This is a genomic window from Actinoallomurus oryzae, assembly GCF_039541955.1.
Classification (GTDB): Bacteria; Actinomycetota; Actinomycetes; order Streptosporangiales; family Streptosporangiaceae; genus Actinoallomurus; species Actinoallomurus oryzae.
In genome coordinates, this window is record NZ_BAABHF010000030.1 from 22,079 (window position 1) to 36,688 (window position 14,610).

The window sequence follows — 14,610 nt, forward strand, 5'->3', positions numbered from 1 at the left end:
AGCGCAGGTAGGCGCCGAGCCCGGGTCAGGTTCGGATTGTGGCGGATCGGCGTACCCAGATCGGCGGCGAAGGTGTCAGGGGGTCTCGTGGCGGCGGCGGAGGCGGGTGATGAACTTGTAGCGGTCGCCGCGGTACAGGGACTGGGCCCACTCGACCGGTTCGCCGGCCGTGTCGAAGGCGTGGCGGGAGAGCAGGAGGAGGGGCAGCCCGACGTCGACGCTCAGCAGGCTCGCGTCGTCCGGGGTCGCCAGGACGGTCTCGATGGTCTCCTCCGCCTCGGCCAGGTGCACGTCGTACGCCGTGGCCAGCGTCTCGTACAGCGAGTCGTGGCGGGGGAGTTCCTTGCGCAGGCCCGGGAAGCGGCGGGCCGGGAGCAGCGACGTGTCGATCGACATCGGCTCGCCGTCGGCCAGGCGGAGGCGGTGGATGCGCAGGGCGCGGCCGCCGGGGCGGATGCCGAGGAGGCGCGCGAAGCGTTCGTCGGCGGTCACGTAGCCGATGTCGAGGATGCGCGTCTCCGGGTTCAGGCCGTGGTGGCGCATGTCCTCGGTGTAGCTGACGAGCTGCAGCTCCTGGGCGACCTTGGGCTTGGCGACGAACGTGCCCTTGCCCTGGATGCGCTGCAGGCGCCCCTCGATCACCAGCTCCGCCAAGGCCTGCCGGACCGTCGTGCGCGACGTGCCGTACTTTTCCGCCAGGCTCCGCTCAGGCGGCAGCGGACTACCGGGTGCGAGTGCCTCGGTCAGCTCGACCAGGTGCTTCTTCAACCGGTAGTACTTGGGAACGCGAGGTTCCACCCCCAGCTCTGGTGCCCGCTCAGCCGTCACATGCTCTCCTCATGTTCACCGCCGCGTCGGGTCGGCGTTACGAGCAGAGTACGGGCCGATCAGCTCTCTGACACCAGTCAGAGCTCCCGTGACCTTTGTGAGTTCTGCCTCCTCCAGGGTCGCACGGCCGGTCAGGCGCAGGCACGCCCGCCCTCGCGGCACCGACGGCGGGCGGAAACAGCCCACTTTCACGCCGTGCTCGGCGCAGATCTCCGCGGCGTGTACGGCGCGGTCCGGGTCGCCGAGGACGACCGGGACGACCGCCGCGGCGGGCGTGGCCGTCTCCAGGCCGAGCGCGTCCGCCGCGGCGGCGAGGCGGTGGGCGCGGTCGCGGGCGCGGGCGGCCAGCTCCGGTTCGGCGGCGAGCACGCCGAGGGCCGCGGCGGCCGCGCCCGCCGACGCCGGGGCGAGCCCAGTGTCGAAGACGAACGAACGCGCCGTGTCGACGAGCGTCTCGATCACCTCGGGCGCGCCGAGCACGGCGCCGCCCTGCGAGCCCAGCGACTTGGACAGGGTGACCGTGACGATCACGTCCGGCTCGCCCGCGAGCCCCGCCGCGTACGTCGCGCCCCGCCCGCCCGGGCCGACCACCCCGAGCGCGTGCGCCTCGTCGACCACCAGCAGCGCGCCGTGGTGGCGTACGACCGCGTGCAGCTCGCGGAGCGGGGCGAGGTCGCCGTCCACGGAGAAGACCGCGTCGGTCACCACGACGGCGTCGCGCGCCCCGTCGAGGGCGGCGTCCACGGCGGCGACGTCGCCGTGCGGCGTGACCACGACCGGGCACCGGGCGAGGCGGCAGCCGTCGATCAGCGAGGCGTGGTTGCCCCGGTCGGAGACGATCAGGCCCGGCCGCAGCGCGGTGACCGCGGCGAGGTTGGCGAGATAGCCGGAGGAGAACACGAGCGCGGACGGCGCCCCGACGAACCCGGCGAGCCGCTCCTCGAGCGCCGCGTGCAGCTCGGTGGTGCCCGTGACCAGCCGTGAACCGGTCGATCCGGTGCCCCAGGTGCGGACCGCCTCGATCGCGCCCTCGGCCAGCCGCGGGTCGCCGGAGAGCCCGAGATAGTCGTTGGAGGCCAGGTCGAGCAGGACCGGGGCGGGCGTACGGGGTCGCAGCGTACGGCGCAGCCCGGCGGCCGTGCGCTCCCGTGTCGCGGCCGTCAGCCGCTCGAGAGGATCCACCCGCCGAATCATGCCAGGACCACCTGCGATGATGCAGACGTGCCCACGTTGAGCGACCTGATCAAAAAGCACACCGACCTCGGCGCCGATGACATGGAGTGGATCCACTCGCTGGTGTCGGACTGGCAGTTGCTCGCCGACCTGTCCTTCGCCGACCTCGTCCTCTGGCTGCCGCTGACGGCCGAGCGCGGCGAGGACGGAAGCTGGGTGGCGGTGGCCCAGATCCGCCCGACGACCGGTCCGACGGCCTACCCCGAGGACCTCGTCGGCATGGTGACCGGCCGCGGCGAACGCACGCTGGTCGACATCGCCTACCGCGAGGGCCGCATCTGCCGCGAAGGCGACCCCGAGTGGGGGAGCGGCGTCCCCGTGCGCGAGGAGTCCATCCCCGTACGCCGGGGCGAGCGGATCCTCGGCGTCATCCAGCGCAGCACGAACCTCAGCTCCGCCCGTACGCCGAGCCGCCTCGAGCTGACCTATCTGCAGAGCGCCAGCGACCTGGCCAAAATGATCAACGATGGGCGGTTCCCGTTTCCGGAGCAGGAGCCCAACCTCGCCCGCTCGCCGCGCGTGGGCGACGGGCTGCTGCGCATCGACCGTCAGGGGCGGGTCCTGTACGCCAGCCCGAACGCCCAGTCGGCGTACCGGCGGCTGGGGCTGGCCACCGACGTGGCGGGAACGAACCTGGCGGAGACGACCGCCCGCCTCGGCACCGCGCCGGTCGACGACTCCCTGGCCCTGGTGGCCGGGGGCCGCGCGGCCCGGGAGACCGAGGTCGAGGCGAACGGCGCGATCGTCCAGCTCCGCGCCATCCCGCTGATCGTCGACGGTCACCGTACGGGCGCGCTCGTGCTGCTGCGCGACGTCACCGAGCTGCGGTGGCGCGACCGGGAGCTGATGACCAAGGACGCGACGATCCGCGAGATCCACCACCGGGTGAAGAACAACCTGCAGACGGTCGCCGCGCTGCTGCGCCTGCAGGCCCGCCGGCTCCAGGTGCCGGAGGGCAGGGACGCCCTGGAGGAGGCGGTACGCCGCGTCGGCTCCATCGCGATCGTGCACGAGACGCTGTCGCACACGCCGGAGGAGCTGATCGACTTCGACGACATCGCCGACCGGGTGATGGCGATGGCGGGTGAGGTGTCCTCGCCGGAGACCCGGGTACGGCCGAAGCGGGTCGGCGGCTTCGGCGTCCTGCCGGCGGCGATCGCGACACCGCTCGCCATGGTCCTGACCGAGCTGCTGCAGAACGCCCTCGAACACGGGCTGACCGACAACTCCGGCCTGCTGGAGGTCCTGGTGACCCGCAGCGGCGAGCGCCTGGGCGTGGTGGTGGCCGACAACGGGAAGGGCCTGCCGGACGGCTTCGACGTCGAGTCGGCGGCGAGTCTGGGGCTGCAGATCGTCCGGACGCTGATCGTGGGGGAGCTGGGCGGGATCCTGGAGCTGCGCCGACGCGATGGGGGCGGCACGGAGGTGGCCCTCGACATCCCGCTCGCGCAGACGCCGCGGACGGGCTGAGGGGGAGGCCGCCCCGGACCCCGCGGACGGGTGGTGAGAGACTGCCCGGATCCGCCGCCCCGCGGCGCGACGGATTACGGCGATTTCTGAGGCGTGAGAGGACGGCCGCGGGGGAAGTTACCTTCGGGAAGACGACGGGTTTGGGAGGCATCGATCGTCATCGGCCGGAAAGCGCACGCCGTGGGGACATGCGCCCGGCGCCGGTCCCAGGCCGTCGGCCGTTCGCGCCGGGAAGGTCTGCTTGTGCCGAGACCTGAGAGTTCATCCGCGGCGGGGCGGAACGGGCCGTCCGTGCCGGGGCCGGAAGGCTCGTCCGCGGCTCGTCCGGACCAGGGCGGAAAAGCGCAGCGCCCGTGGTCGGGCCACGGGCGCTTGGATCGGCAGACCGCGAGTCCACGTCGGAGGCGCGGTGCCGGAGGGATCGACGGCAGGTGGAACGTGTCTTGGGGCGAGGCTCAGGCGTGGGCGCGCGCACGGGCGCGGGCGCGGCGGCGCTTCAGCGCGCGGCGTTCGTCCTCACTCATCGCTCCCCACACGCCGGCGTCCTGGCCGGAGTTGAGGGCCCACTGCAGGCACGACTCGGTGACGGGGCAGCGGCGGCACACCTGCTTGGCTTCTTCGATCTGCACGAGTGCGGGGCCGGTGTTGCCGATCGGGAAGAACAGCTCGGGGTCCTCGTCACGGCAGGCAGCGCGGTGGCGCCAGTCCATGCGGTCCACTCCTTCAATCGAGCGTGAAGCCATGACTCCACTTGTGAACGGTTTCACGATGTAACGAACAACCGGGTGCGGTGGCATGGCCCGGGGAAGTTGTCGTGGCGCGCTCGAGGTGTTCTCCCATGTCTCGCGCCTCTTTAGAGATTCGCAGGGCGTCCGGAGGGGCGCAAGGCCTTTGAGAAAGTTTTCTCAAAGTATGGCTGTCGGATGTGTCACACGATCGAAACACACATCAGACAGGTCACCTCAGATCACAACACGCACAGCCTTCGGTACAGAGCGGAACGTTACAAACTCCCGCTGCCCCAGATAGTCGCCGTCGACCTGGAACGCGATGGGCCGCCGGGACCGCAGCGTGAACTCGGAAAGATCATGCAGTCCGAGGATGTGACCGCCCCGCGGGAGCCGGTTGAACGGCGGCACTATCTGGGCCAGCACCCCCAGCGTCGACAGCAGGTCGAACCTGCGCAGCGCGAACAGGTCCAGCCCGGTGGCGAAGCTCGCCCGCGGGTTCGGGTCGATCGGCCACCGTCCGGCGTACGTCCAGGGCGCGGTGTTGGAGACGATCCCGATGAAGATGTGGCCGAGCGGCGGCTTGGACGGCGCCTCCAGCGTGAGCGCCGGCCGGCGACGGTCCGTCAGCACGAAGTACTGGCGCAGCGCGGTGCGCGCGTAGAGCGTGGAGTAGGCGCGTGACCCGGAGTCGCGCAGCTTCTCGACCGCGTGCACCACCTCGGCGTCCAGCCCCAGGCCCGCACAGAAGGTGAAGTAGCGGCTGCCGGCCTGGCCGAGCCCGACCGTACGGCTGCGGCCGGCGCGCAGCGCCTCCAGCACCTGACCCGCGGCGTCGAGCGGGTTGTTCTGCATGCCGAGCGCGCGGGCGAACACGTTGGCGCTGCCGGTCGGCACGATCGCGAGGGCGGGCCCGTCCGGGGCGGGGCCGCCGGAGAGCAGGCCGTTGACCGCCTCGTTCACCGTGCCGTCGCCGCCGAGCGCGATCACCACGTCGTACCCTTCACCGGCCGCCTGCGCGGCGAGTTCGGTGGCGTGACCGCGCCGCTGGGTCTCGGCGAGCTCGAGGCGTACCTCACCGGCGAACGCGCGCATCAGCACGTCACGGGCCCGCCGGGACGTGGTCGTCGCCTTGGGATTGGCGATGAGAAGTGCACGCACGTGCAAAAGGGTAGCTTCCACGCGAGTTGCGCCGATCGCCACCCTCGGTCACCGGACGCCGTTGATCCGGATAGTGTTCGGGGCTGTGTCCACACGTCCCATCACTCTGAGCACGGCGGCGGCCATCGAGGCCGTCGAGGGGGTCGCCGTGGCGGCCGTCGGCCTGTACGTCGGGATCGAGGCGATCGTCGGCAGCCCGAACGACCTGGCCAGCGCGATCGTCCTCGCCCTCATGGCGATCGCGGCCGGCGTCGGCCTCGTCGCGGTCGGCCGCGGGCTGTGGCAGGTGCGACGCTGGGGACGCGCGCCCGCCCTGCTCACCCAGATCTTCGCGGTGATCGCCGGGATCTCGATGATCCAGAGCAGCCGGCAGATCATCGGCGGCGTCTTCATCGTGGTGGCCGTCGCCGCCAGTGCGGCGCTGCTGAGCCCGCCGACCACGCGGGCCCTCGACGAGGACTAGGGCGCGTCTGGACGCCGCGCAGTAGGACAGCGGGGCCTTGAGACGCGCCCTGGCGGTCCCCGACCCGACCGAGCGGGGCACGGGGCCCTCGAGTGGGCGACCTCTGCCAGGCGTGACAAGAAACTGCCCGGGACCCTCGTGGAGGGCTCCCGGGCGGTTTCGCTCAGTCGTCTTGTCTCAGTCGTCGGCGGTGAGGCCGTCCCGCAGCTGGGCGAGGGTGCGGGCCAGCAGCCGGGACACGTGCATCTGCGAGATGCCCAGCTCGGCCGCGATCTGCGACTGCGTCATGTTGCCGAAGAACCGCAGCAGCAGGATGCGCTTCTCGCGTGCGGGCAGCTTTTCCAGCAGCGGCTTGAGCGACTCGCGGTATTCGACGCCCTCGAGGGCGTCGTCGACGATGCCGAGCGAGTCGGCGACCGCCGGCGCGTCCTCGTCGCCCGAGTCGGGGGCGTCCAGGGAGACCGTGGAGTAGGCGTTGGCCGACTCCAGCCCCTCCAGCACCTCTTCCTCGCTCATCTGCAGGTGCTCGGCCAGCTCGCTGACGGTCGGCGCGCGGCCCTCGCGCTGGGCGAGGTCGCTGATCGCCTTGGTCAGCGACAGCTTGAGCTCCTGGAGCCGCCGGGGGACGCGGACCGCCCATCCCTTGTCGCGGAAGTGACGCTTGATCTCACCGACGATCGTCGGCGTCGCGTACGTGGAGAACTCCACTCCGCGTTCGAGATCGAAGCGGTCGATGGACTTGATCAGCCCGATCGTCGCCACCTGGATCAGGTCGTCGAGCCACTCGCCGCGGTTGCGGAACCGGCGCGCGAGGTATTCGACGAGCGGAAGGTGCAGCTCGACCAGCTCGTCGCGGATGCGCTGGCGCTCCGGGTCGCCCTCGGGAAGTGTGGAGAGGCGTTCGAACAGCGTGCGTGCCCGCGCGCGGTCCGGCACGCTGTGTTCGTTGCCCGCCACGGTCGTCTTCTCGGTCACGGAAGCACCTCGCCTCGCGGCTCGGACTCACGGCCGAACGGGCGGTGCTGTGCCGCTTGGACTCTGGTCACGTCGTCTGCCCGCGCCGTTTCTGCAGGACGATCGTCACCCGGTCGTCGGCGCCGACCTCCGCGTCGACATCGCCGGCGAGCGAGCTCAGGACGGTCCACGCGAACGTGTCACGGCTCGGCTGCCGGCCGTCGACGGTGAGCACCGACACCCCGATGCTCATCGCATCGTCGGTCAGCTCGAACTCACACGTCAGGTCGGTGCCGGGAACCGCCTGAGCGAGGAGCATCGCGCACGCCTCGTCGATCGCGATGCGCAGGTCCTCGATCTCGTCAAGGTTGAAGTCGAGACGCGCCGCCAGCCCGGCCGTCGCTGTGCGCAGCACGGACAGATAGGCGCTGTCAGCCGGCAGCCGCACTGTCACCACATCACGGACATCAGAAAGACTGGCCGGCATGGCTGCGGTTTCCTCGGTCACGTCACTCCCTAGTTGGGGCTTCCCGCTTCCTTGAAACTACCGCCTGCGCGTACCTACTCGCGCGTCCGGCGCGCCTTCATATCCCCAAGGGATCTTTCCACTGCGCGGCGGGAGTCCGCCGGCGGGTCGCTGGAGTCCTGCCCTTATGAGCGGAAACGCGCGCTGACCGGCGGATTCTTCCAGTTACCAAGCTTGAAACGGACACGGCGAGGACCGTGCCCGCGGATGACCCGCGGGCGGTCCTCGCCGTGGACGAACTCGAAGATCGCTCGGGAACCGTGTACCCGGTTCGCTACGAACGGGGGTTCTCAGGCGTTCTTGGTCTCCCAGAAGATCTTGCTGATCTCGTCGATCTTCGCGAGGAGCTCGTCCGCCTTCGCCTTGTCGACGCCGCCCTTGGTGCCGGACGCACCGGCCAGCTTGGTGGCCTCGTTGAACAGCTGGTGGAGCTGCGGGTACTTCTCGAAGTGCGGAGGCTTGAAGTAGTCGGTCCACAGGACCCAGAGGTGGTGCTTGACCAGCTCGGAGCGCTGCTCCTTGATGATCAGCGCGCGAGCGCGGAAGACCGGGTCCTCGTTGGACTCGTACTTCTCGACGATCGCCTTGACCGACTCGGCCTCGATCCGGGCCTGAGCCGGGTCGTAGATGCCGCAGGGCAGGTCACAGTGTGCGGACACCGTGGTCTTGGGGCGCAGAAATCGTGCAAGCACCTGCGTGTCCTTCCGTTGTCTCTCGTAGAGCGTGCTGCGATTGAAGACACTACTCCTGGCCCCCTACCCCCGAGCGGAGAGGTTCATCATCATGCGAGCGGTCGAAGTGACGGGCGAATCGATGCTGCCCGCGCTGCGTCCCGGAGACTGGCTGCTCGTACGCTCCGGCGCGCGCATCGTCCCTGGCAGCGTCGTTGTCGCGCGCCATCCCCGCCGGGATCTGCTGATCGTCAAGCGGGCCGTACGGCGCGAGGCGGACGGCTGGTGGCTCGAGAGCGACAACCAGCGCGCGGCGGGGCGTCAGGACAGCTGGGACTTCGGCGCGGTGCCCGACGGGCTGATCGTCGGGCGGGTCGTGCTGCGCTACTGGCCGAGGCCGTCGCTGCGGCTCGGCCCGCCCTGAGAGAGCGCGCGCACGCCGGACTCGGCGCGTCCGGCACACTCGTCGGAGCAGTAGCGGCGGGACCGGTTCGACGACGTGTCGATGAAGACGTTGCGGCACGGCGTCGCCTGACAGACCGCGAGCCGGTCGAGCCCCTCGGCGGAGATGTAGACCGCCAGGCCCATCGCCGCCCCGGCGGCGTACCGGTCGGGCACCGAACCGCCCTCGGTGATGTGCAGGTGCCAGCGCTGCCCGTCGTGGGCGGAGACCTGGGGATGCACCGGGTGCTGGAGCAGCAGGGAGTTGAGGCCCTCGGCCGCGGTGTCCTCGTCGCCCGCGGTCACCGACTCGAAGATCGCGCGGAGGTCCGCCCGCAGCTGCACCATCGCCTCGAGGTCGGGCTTGCCGACCCGGCCGGACAGGTGCGGGCCGGCCGTGAGCAGCTCCCGGAGCGCGTCGAGATCGCCCAGGCGGTCACCTTCGGGCGTCTCGGTGTTCACCAGCCGGACCGCCAGGTCGGCGTACGACGCGAGGTCCACGGGCCGCTCCTACCACGAGGCAGAGGCTGTGGTGCTGTCCGGCTATTACACTCCACGCCGCCCCCGAGAGGAAGCCCGACTTGCCGGGTAACGGCGTATTTGCCCCGCGATATTGCGCGTCTTTCGCTCGGCCGCAGCAGACGCCGCCTGCCCGGCATGGTCCCCGGGCTCGGCATGGCCCGCGCCCGGGATGGTGTGCATGGTCCCCGCCTGGCATGGTCCCCGCCTGGCATGGTCCCCGCCTGGCATGGTCCCCGCCCGGCATGGTCCCCGCCCGGCCCGGGGGGCCACCCCACTTCCATTGTCCAGCGGACGTCTCGCCGCTGGGAGGTGGTGGCGGCGGATTGTGGATAACTCCGCCGCCACCCTCTCAGAGGACCTTGGACAGGAAGTCCTGCGTGCGCTGGTGCTGGGGATCGGTCAGCACGTCGCGGGGGCGGCCCTGCTCGACGATCGCGCCGGCGTCCATGAACACGAGAGAGTCGCCGACCTCGCGGGCGAAGCCCATCTCATGGGTCACCACGACCATCGTCATGCCGTCCACGGCGAGTTGCCGCATGACGTCGAGCACGTCCCCGACCAGTTCGGGGTCGAGGGCGCTGGTCGGCTCGTCGAACAGCATCAGCTTCGGCTCCATGGCCAGCGCCCGCGCGATCGCGACCCGCTGCTGCTGCCCGCCGGACAGCTGCGAGGGGTAGCTGGCGACCTTCTCCGACAGGCCGACGCGGTCGAGCAGATCCATCGCCCGCTCGCGTACGGCGGCCTTCGACTCGCCCCTGACCTGGACCGGCGCCTCCATGATGTTCTCCAGCGCGGTCATGTGCGGGAACAGGTTGAAGCGCTGGAACACCATGCCGATGTCCCGCCGTTGCGCCGCGACCTCCCTCTCGCGCATCTCGTGCAGTTTCTCGCCGCGCTGGCGGTAGCCCACGAGATCGCCGTCCACCCAGAGCCGGCCGGAGTCGATCTTCTCCAGGTGGTTGATGCAGCGCAGGAAGGTCGACTTGCCCGAACCCGAGGGGCCGATGACGCACATGACCTCCCCGGGCTCGACCTCCAGATCGATGCCGCGCAGCACGTGCAGCCGCCCGAAGAACTTGTGCACGCCCTCCGCCCGGACCATCGGCCCGGAGCCGGAGCCGGAGCCGGAGCCGGAAGGGGAACCGGAGCCGGAGCCGAAACCGACGCTGTCCTGTGGCTCGGTCATGAGGTCCCCCTCTCCGGCACCCGCGGGGGTGTGACGTGGAACGTCGTGAGGTTGCGCCGCAGCCGTTGCAGCGGGGTCGGGGGCAGCTCGCGGGAGGAGCCCCGGCCGAAGTACCGCTCCAGGTAGTACTGCCCGACCGACAGCACCGAGGTCACGATGATGTACCAGACGCTCACCACGATCAGCAGGGGAATGGTCCGGTAGTTGGCGTTGAAGATGTCCTCGCCGGCCTTCAGCAGCTCGGTGAAGGCCACGGTAGAGGCCAGCGACGTGGTCTTCAGCATCGAGATGGTCTCGTTGCCGGTCGGCGGGATGATCACGCGCATCGCCTGGGGCAGCACGATCCGCCGCATCACCTTCAGCCGCCGCATGCCGAGGGCCTGCGCGGCCTCGGTCTGGCCCTCGTCGACGGACAGGATGCCGGCCCGGACGATCTCCGACATGTACGCCGCCTCGTTCAGGCCGAGGCCCAGGATCGCCGCGACGAACGTGGTGACCAGGCTGTTGACGTCCCAGGTGATGAACATCGGCCCGAACGGGATGCCGAGCGAGATGTCGCCGAACAGGGCCTTGATGTTGAACCAGAAGATCAGCTGGACCAGCACCGGCGTGCCGCGGAAGAACCAGATGTACAGCCACGCCGCCGAGGACAGCATCGGGTTGGCCGACAGCCGCATCAACGCGAGGATCACGCCACCGACGATGCCGATGGCCATGGCGATCACGGTCAGCTCGAGTGTCGCCACCAGGCCCTTGAGGATGCCGCCGTCGAAGAAGTACTTCCCGAACGTCGACCAGTCCAGATTCGGGTTGGTGAACAGCATGTGGACGAGCATCGCGGCGAGTACCAGCACGATCACCGCGCTGACCCACCTGCCCGGATGCCGGACCGGCACGGCCTTGATCGTCTCAGGCCGTACCGGTTCCGTGGTGTCGATGTCAGTCACGGTGTCCTCAGGAGGCGGCGCCGTTGACCTTGGGGTCGGTGATGCCACCGTCGGAGATGCCCCACTTGTCGGTCAACTGCTTGTACGTGCCATCGGTGATCAGGTCCTTGACCGCCTTCTGGATCGCGTCCCGCAGCTCGTTCTCGTTCTTGGGGATCGCGATGCCGTACGGCGCGGTGTCGTAGGCCTTGCCCGCGATGACGAACTTGCCGTTCGACTCCTTGGCCGCGTACGCGGCGACGGGGGAGTCGGCGAGCACGGCGTCGGCGCGTCCGTTGCCGAGCGCCAGGTTCGCGGCGTTCTGGTCGTCGAGGGAGACCTTCACCGGAGCCGGCTTGCCGCCCTGCTTGCACTTGTCCACGCGGGCGCCGGCGTCGGGCTTGGCGCTCGACTTGGGCGTCAGCTCGTCCTCCTGCGTGGTGCCCTTCTCCACCGCGATCTTCTTGCCGCACAGCGACAGGTCGTCCGGCGAGAGCTTCAGCGGGTTGCCCGCCTTCACCATCAGGCCGGTGCCCGCGGTGAAGTAGGTCACGAAGTCGAAGCTCTGCTCCCGCTGCTTGTTGTCGGTGAAGGACGACAGGCTGATGTCGTACTTCTTGCTCTGCAGCGCGGGGAGGATGTTGTCGAACTTGACGTCCTGGAACTCCGCCTGGACGCCGAGCTTCTTGGCGATCGCGCCGCCCAGGTCGATGTCGAAGCCGACGATCTGCCCGTTCTGCTTGAACTCGTTGGGCGCGTACGACGCGTCCGTGGCGATGACGATCTTGCCGTTCTTCTTGATCGTGTCGAGCGCGCTCTTCTTGCCCGGCGTGGTGGTCTTGGCGTTACACGCGGACAGCGCGAGGGCGCCTGCGATGACTGTGATGCCCAACGCGGTGCCGCGGCTGCGCAGAGGACCGGTGTGCACGGCGTCCTCCTTCAGTGGGGGGAAGATGTCCCATGATGGCCAGATCAATGGGGGACATCTTGGCGTAACCCTGCCTCAAGTGGGATTACTGGCTTGAAACAATCACGCAACGGCTACTCGGCGGCGTTGATCCGCGTATCGGGCACCGCGCCCGAGGTCAGGCCCCACTGCGTGGTCAGCCGCCGGTAGGTGCCGTCGGACATCAGCGTCTTCATCGCCTTGAAGATCGCGTCGCGCAGGTCGCTCGAGCGCTTGGGCACCGCGACGCCGTACAGGCCGGTCCGGTACGGGGAGCCGGCGCACTGGAGCCGGCCGCCCGACTCCTTCGCCCCGTAGACCGCCGAAGGCGAGTCGGTGAGAGAGGCGTCGGCCCGGCCCTTCGCGAGGGCCTCATTGGCGGCCACCTGGTCGTCGTAGGACAGCCGGATCGGGGCCGGCCGGCCGGCGCTGCGGCAGGCGTCGATCCGCGTGCCGGTGCCGGGCCGGGTCGCGTCCTTGCGGGAGAGCTCCTCCTCCTGGGTGGTGCCCTTCTCCACCGCGATCTTCTTGCCGCACAGGGACAGGCCGTCGGGCCGCAGACGCCGCGGGTTGCCCTTGGGGACCAGGAGCATCGTGCCCGCCGAGAAGTAGGTGACGAAGTCGAACCTGCTCTCGCGCTCGCGCGTGTCGGTGAAGGAGGAGAGGCTGATGTCGTACTTGCCCTCGTCGAGGGCCTGCAGGATGGTGTCGAACCGCACGTCCTGGAACTCCGCCCGCACGCCGAGCTTGCGGGCGAGGGCGTTGCCGAGATCGACGTCGAACCCCACGATCTGGTCACCGCGCTTGAATTCGTTCGGCGGATAAAGGGCGTCCGTGGCGATGAGGATTCTTCCCGCCCGCTGGATTCTGCCGAGGGCGCCGGTCGAGGTGTTCCGGCAGGCGCCGGTGGCGGGGACTCCGAGCAGGGCGATGAAGGCCGCCGCGGCCACGCGGCGGACGATGGGCCGGGCAAACAGAGCGTTCTCCTGGGGGCGGAGGTTGGGCGCGTACAGGTAAGGGGCTTAGGTGGCATGTGTGACGGGCACGCTCTAAGCGGGACCAACAATGGCATAAACCCTTTACGGACGGGTCCCAATGGCACGGCGCGCCGCCGTGTTCGGGGGTGGTACGGTCCCCCGCCTGGGGTTCGCCGGGTGATGTGGTTCAATCGGTGAACGGGTGACCCCCGTACACCGAGAGACGTCCGCGCCGCCCGTTGACCCAGGGATGACAAGGATGTCTGCCCGTATTTGTCACGAAATAGCAGGGGTCGCTGTGGCTGCCAAGCCCGATCAACCTAAGCCTGACCAACCCAAGCCTGATCAATCCGAGCGTGACTACGACGCCGATCCGGCCTTCGCGCTGCACCGAGGAGGCAAGCTCGAGGTGCGCTCGACCGTTTCGGTCCGCGACCGGGACGATCTCTCACTCGCCTACACGCCCGGCGTCGCCCGCGTCTGTACGGCGATCGCCGACGAACCCGACCTCGTGCACGACTACACCTGGGTCTCCAAAGTCGTGGCCGTCGTCACCGACGGCACCGCCGTACTCGGCCTCGGCGACATCGGCCCCGCCGCGGCCATGCCCGTGATGGAGGGCAAGTCGCTGCTGTTCAAGGAGTTCGGCGGGGTGGACTCCGTGCCGATCTGCCTCGACTGCACCGACGCCGACGACCTCGTCGAGACGGTGATCCGGCTCGCGCCGAGCTTCGGCGGCATCAACCTGGAGGACATCAGCGCGCCGCGCTGCTTCGAGATCGAGGACCGCCTGCGGGCCGCGCTCGACATCCCGGTCTTCCACGACGACCAGCACGGCACCGCGATCGTGGCGCTCGCCGCGCTGCGCAACGCCTCCCGCCTGACCGGCAAGCCGCTGTCGTCGATGCGCGCCGTCGTGGCCGGAGCCGGCGCCTCCGGCGTCGCCGTCACCCGGATCCTGCTGGAGGCCGGCATCGGCGACATCGCCGTCTCCGACAGCAAGGGGCTCATCTACGACGGCCGCGACGGCCTCAACCCGATCAAGCAGAAGCTCGCCCGCGACACCAACCGCGCGCAGCTCAAGGGCTCCACCGAAGACGCCTTGGTCGGCGCCGACGTCTTCATCGGGCTTTCCGGCGGCACCATCCGCGAGGACTGCGTGGACGCGATGGCCGACGACGCCATCGTGTTCGCCCTGTCCAACCCCGACCCGGAGATCCACCCGGAGGTCGCCCGCCGCCACGCGCGTGTCGTCGCCACCGGGCGGAGCGACTTCCCGAACCAGATCAACAACGTGCTGGCCTTCCCGGGAGTGTTCCGCGGCGCCCTCGACGTACGGGCCCACTCGATCACCGAGGGCATGAAGCTGGCGGCCGCCACCGCCCTGGCGGACGTGGTCGGCGACGAGCTGGCGGAGGACTTCATCATCCCGAGCCCGTTCGACGAGCGCGTGGCCCCCGCGGTGACCAAGGCGGTCGCCGACCAGGCCCGCGCGGAGGGCGTCGCCCGCCTGTAGCCGTCCGGCACTGGACACGGTCCGTACTCCGATTCGAGAGTACGGACCGTGTTTCGATGGAG

16 protein-coding genes are annotated in these 14,610 nt (G+C 69.8%); 4 read left to right on the forward strand and 12 right to left on the reverse strand.

Annotated elements, in window-relative coordinates; all coding sequences use genetic code 11:
* Window positions 1–75: 75 nt before the first annotated feature.
* Entirely contained in the window at window positions 76–828 is a 753-nt protein-coding gene (locus ABEA10_RS27685) for a GntR family transcriptional regulator (RefSeq protein WP_329255710.1), read from the reverse strand.
* A 15-nt stretch (window positions 829–843) separates the two neighbouring features.
* Window positions 844–2,010 carry an 8-amino-7-oxononanoate synthase gene (locus tag ABEA10_RS27690; RefSeq protein WP_345468898.1) on the reverse strand — a complete coding sequence of 389 codons (1,167 nt, stop codon included), beginning with the start codon at window positions 2,008–2,010 and terminating at the stop codon, window positions 844–846.
* A 39-nt stretch (window positions 2,011–2,049) separates the two neighbouring features.
* Between ABEA10_RS27690 and ABEA10_RS27695 the strand changes: the two genes are divergently transcribed.
* Complete coding sequence (locus ABEA10_RS27695; RefSeq protein WP_345468900.1) at window positions 2,050–3,531, forward strand: sensor histidine kinase; 1,482 nt, start codon at window positions 2,050–2,052, stop codon at window positions 3,529–3,531.
* 455 nt (window positions 3,532–3,986) lie between these two features.
* Here the strand turns inward: ABEA10_RS27695 and ABEA10_RS27700 are convergent, their stop codons facing one another.
* Together ABEA10_RS27700 and ABEA10_RS27705 are read right to left on the reverse strand one after the other, a co-directional pair.
* Window positions 3,987–4,241, reverse strand: a complete 255-nt coding sequence (locus tag ABEA10_RS27700) for a WhiB family transcriptional regulator (protein WP_285570288.1) — start codon at window positions 4,239–4,241, stop codon at window positions 3,987–3,989.
* 252 nt (window positions 4,242–4,493) lie between these two features.
* On the reverse strand, window positions 4,494–5,420 hold the full coding sequence (locus tag ABEA10_RS27705; protein WP_345468901.1) for a diacylglycerol/lipid kinase family protein: 927 nt from the start codon (window positions 5,418–5,420) through the stop codon (window positions 4,494–4,496).
* An 85-nt stretch (window positions 5,421–5,505) separates the two neighbouring features.
* Between ABEA10_RS27705 and ABEA10_RS27710 the strand changes: the two genes are divergently transcribed.
* Window positions 5,506–5,883 carry a hypothetical protein gene (locus ABEA10_RS27710; protein WP_345468902.1) on the forward strand — a complete coding sequence of 126 codons (378 nt, stop codon included), beginning with the start codon at window positions 5,506–5,508 and terminating at the stop codon, window positions 5,881–5,883.
* Window positions 5,884–6,060: 177 nt separating this feature from the next.
* Here the strand turns inward: ABEA10_RS27710 and ABEA10_RS27715 are convergent, their stop codons facing one another.
* From ABEA10_RS27715 to sodN, 3 genes are all read right to left on the reverse strand, one after another.
* A complete protein-coding gene (locus tag ABEA10_RS27715; RefSeq protein ID WP_345468949.1) occupies window positions 6,061–6,819 on the reverse strand; it encodes an RNA polymerase sigma factor SigF in 759 nt (252 codons plus the stop codon).
* Window positions 6,820–6,925: 106 nt separating this feature from the next.
* Entirely contained in the window at window positions 6,926–7,345 is a 420-nt protein-coding gene (locus ABEA10_RS27720) for an ATP-binding protein (protein ID WP_285618314.1), read from the reverse strand.
* A 308-nt stretch (window positions 7,346–7,653) separates the two neighbouring features.
* Complete coding sequence (sodN, locus tag ABEA10_RS27725) at window positions 7,654–8,055, reverse strand: superoxide dismutase, Ni (protein ID WP_329255720.1); 402 nt, start codon at window positions 8,053–8,055, stop codon at window positions 7,654–7,656.
* Between the two features lie 91 nt (window positions 8,056–8,146).
* On the opposite strand from sodN, the gene sodX reads away from it, so the two are divergent.
* Window positions 8,147–8,458 carry a nickel-type superoxide dismutase maturation protease gene (sodX, locus tag ABEA10_RS27730; RefSeq protein WP_345468904.1) on the forward strand — a complete coding sequence of 104 codons (312 nt, stop codon included), beginning with the start codon at window positions 8,147–8,149 and terminating at the stop codon, window positions 8,456–8,458.
* Here the strand turns inward: sodX and ABEA10_RS27735 are convergent.
* From ABEA10_RS27735 to ABEA10_RS27755, 5 genes are all read right to left on the reverse strand, one after another.
* Window positions 8,419–8,976: a CGNR zinc finger domain-containing protein gene (locus tag ABEA10_RS27735; RefSeq protein WP_345468906.1), complete on the reverse strand. Its 558-nt coding sequence runs from the start codon at window positions 8,974–8,976 to the stop codon at window positions 8,419–8,421. The genes sodX and ABEA10_RS27735 overlap by 40 nt on opposite strands.
* A 370-nt stretch (window positions 8,977–9,346) precedes the next feature.
* Window positions 9,347–10,099, reverse strand: coding sequence for an amino acid ABC transporter ATP-binding protein (locus tag ABEA10_RS27740; RefSeq protein WP_345468950.1), 753 nt, complete (start codon window positions 10,097–10,099; stop codon window positions 9,347–9,349).
* Window positions 10,100–10,179: 80 nt separating this feature from the next.
* Window positions 10,180–11,130: an amino acid ABC transporter permease gene (locus tag ABEA10_RS27745; RefSeq protein WP_345468908.1), complete on the reverse strand. Its 951-nt coding sequence runs from the start codon at window positions 11,128–11,130 to the stop codon at window positions 10,180–10,182.
* Between the two features lie 7 nt (window positions 11,131–11,137).
* Window positions 11,138–12,037 (reverse strand): ABC transporter substrate-binding protein, encoded by a 900-nt coding sequence (locus ABEA10_RS27750; protein ID WP_329255728.1) that lies wholly within the window; start codon window positions 12,035–12,037, stop codon window positions 11,138–11,140.
* Window positions 12,038–12,150: 113 nt separating this feature from the next.
* On the reverse strand, window positions 12,151–13,005 hold the full coding sequence (locus tag ABEA10_RS27755; protein WP_345468911.1) for an ABC transporter substrate-binding protein: 855 nt from the start codon (window positions 13,003–13,005) through the stop codon (window positions 12,151–12,153).
* Window positions 13,006–13,441: 436 nt separating this feature from the next.
* Here ABEA10_RS27755 and ABEA10_RS27760 point away from each other — a divergent pair, with 436 nt between their 5' ends.
* A complete protein-coding gene (locus ABEA10_RS27760; protein ID WP_345468913.1) occupies window positions 13,442–14,548 on the forward strand; it encodes an NAD(P)-dependent malic enzyme in 1,107 nt (368 codons plus the stop codon).
* Window positions 14,549–14,610 lie beyond the last annotated feature (62 nt).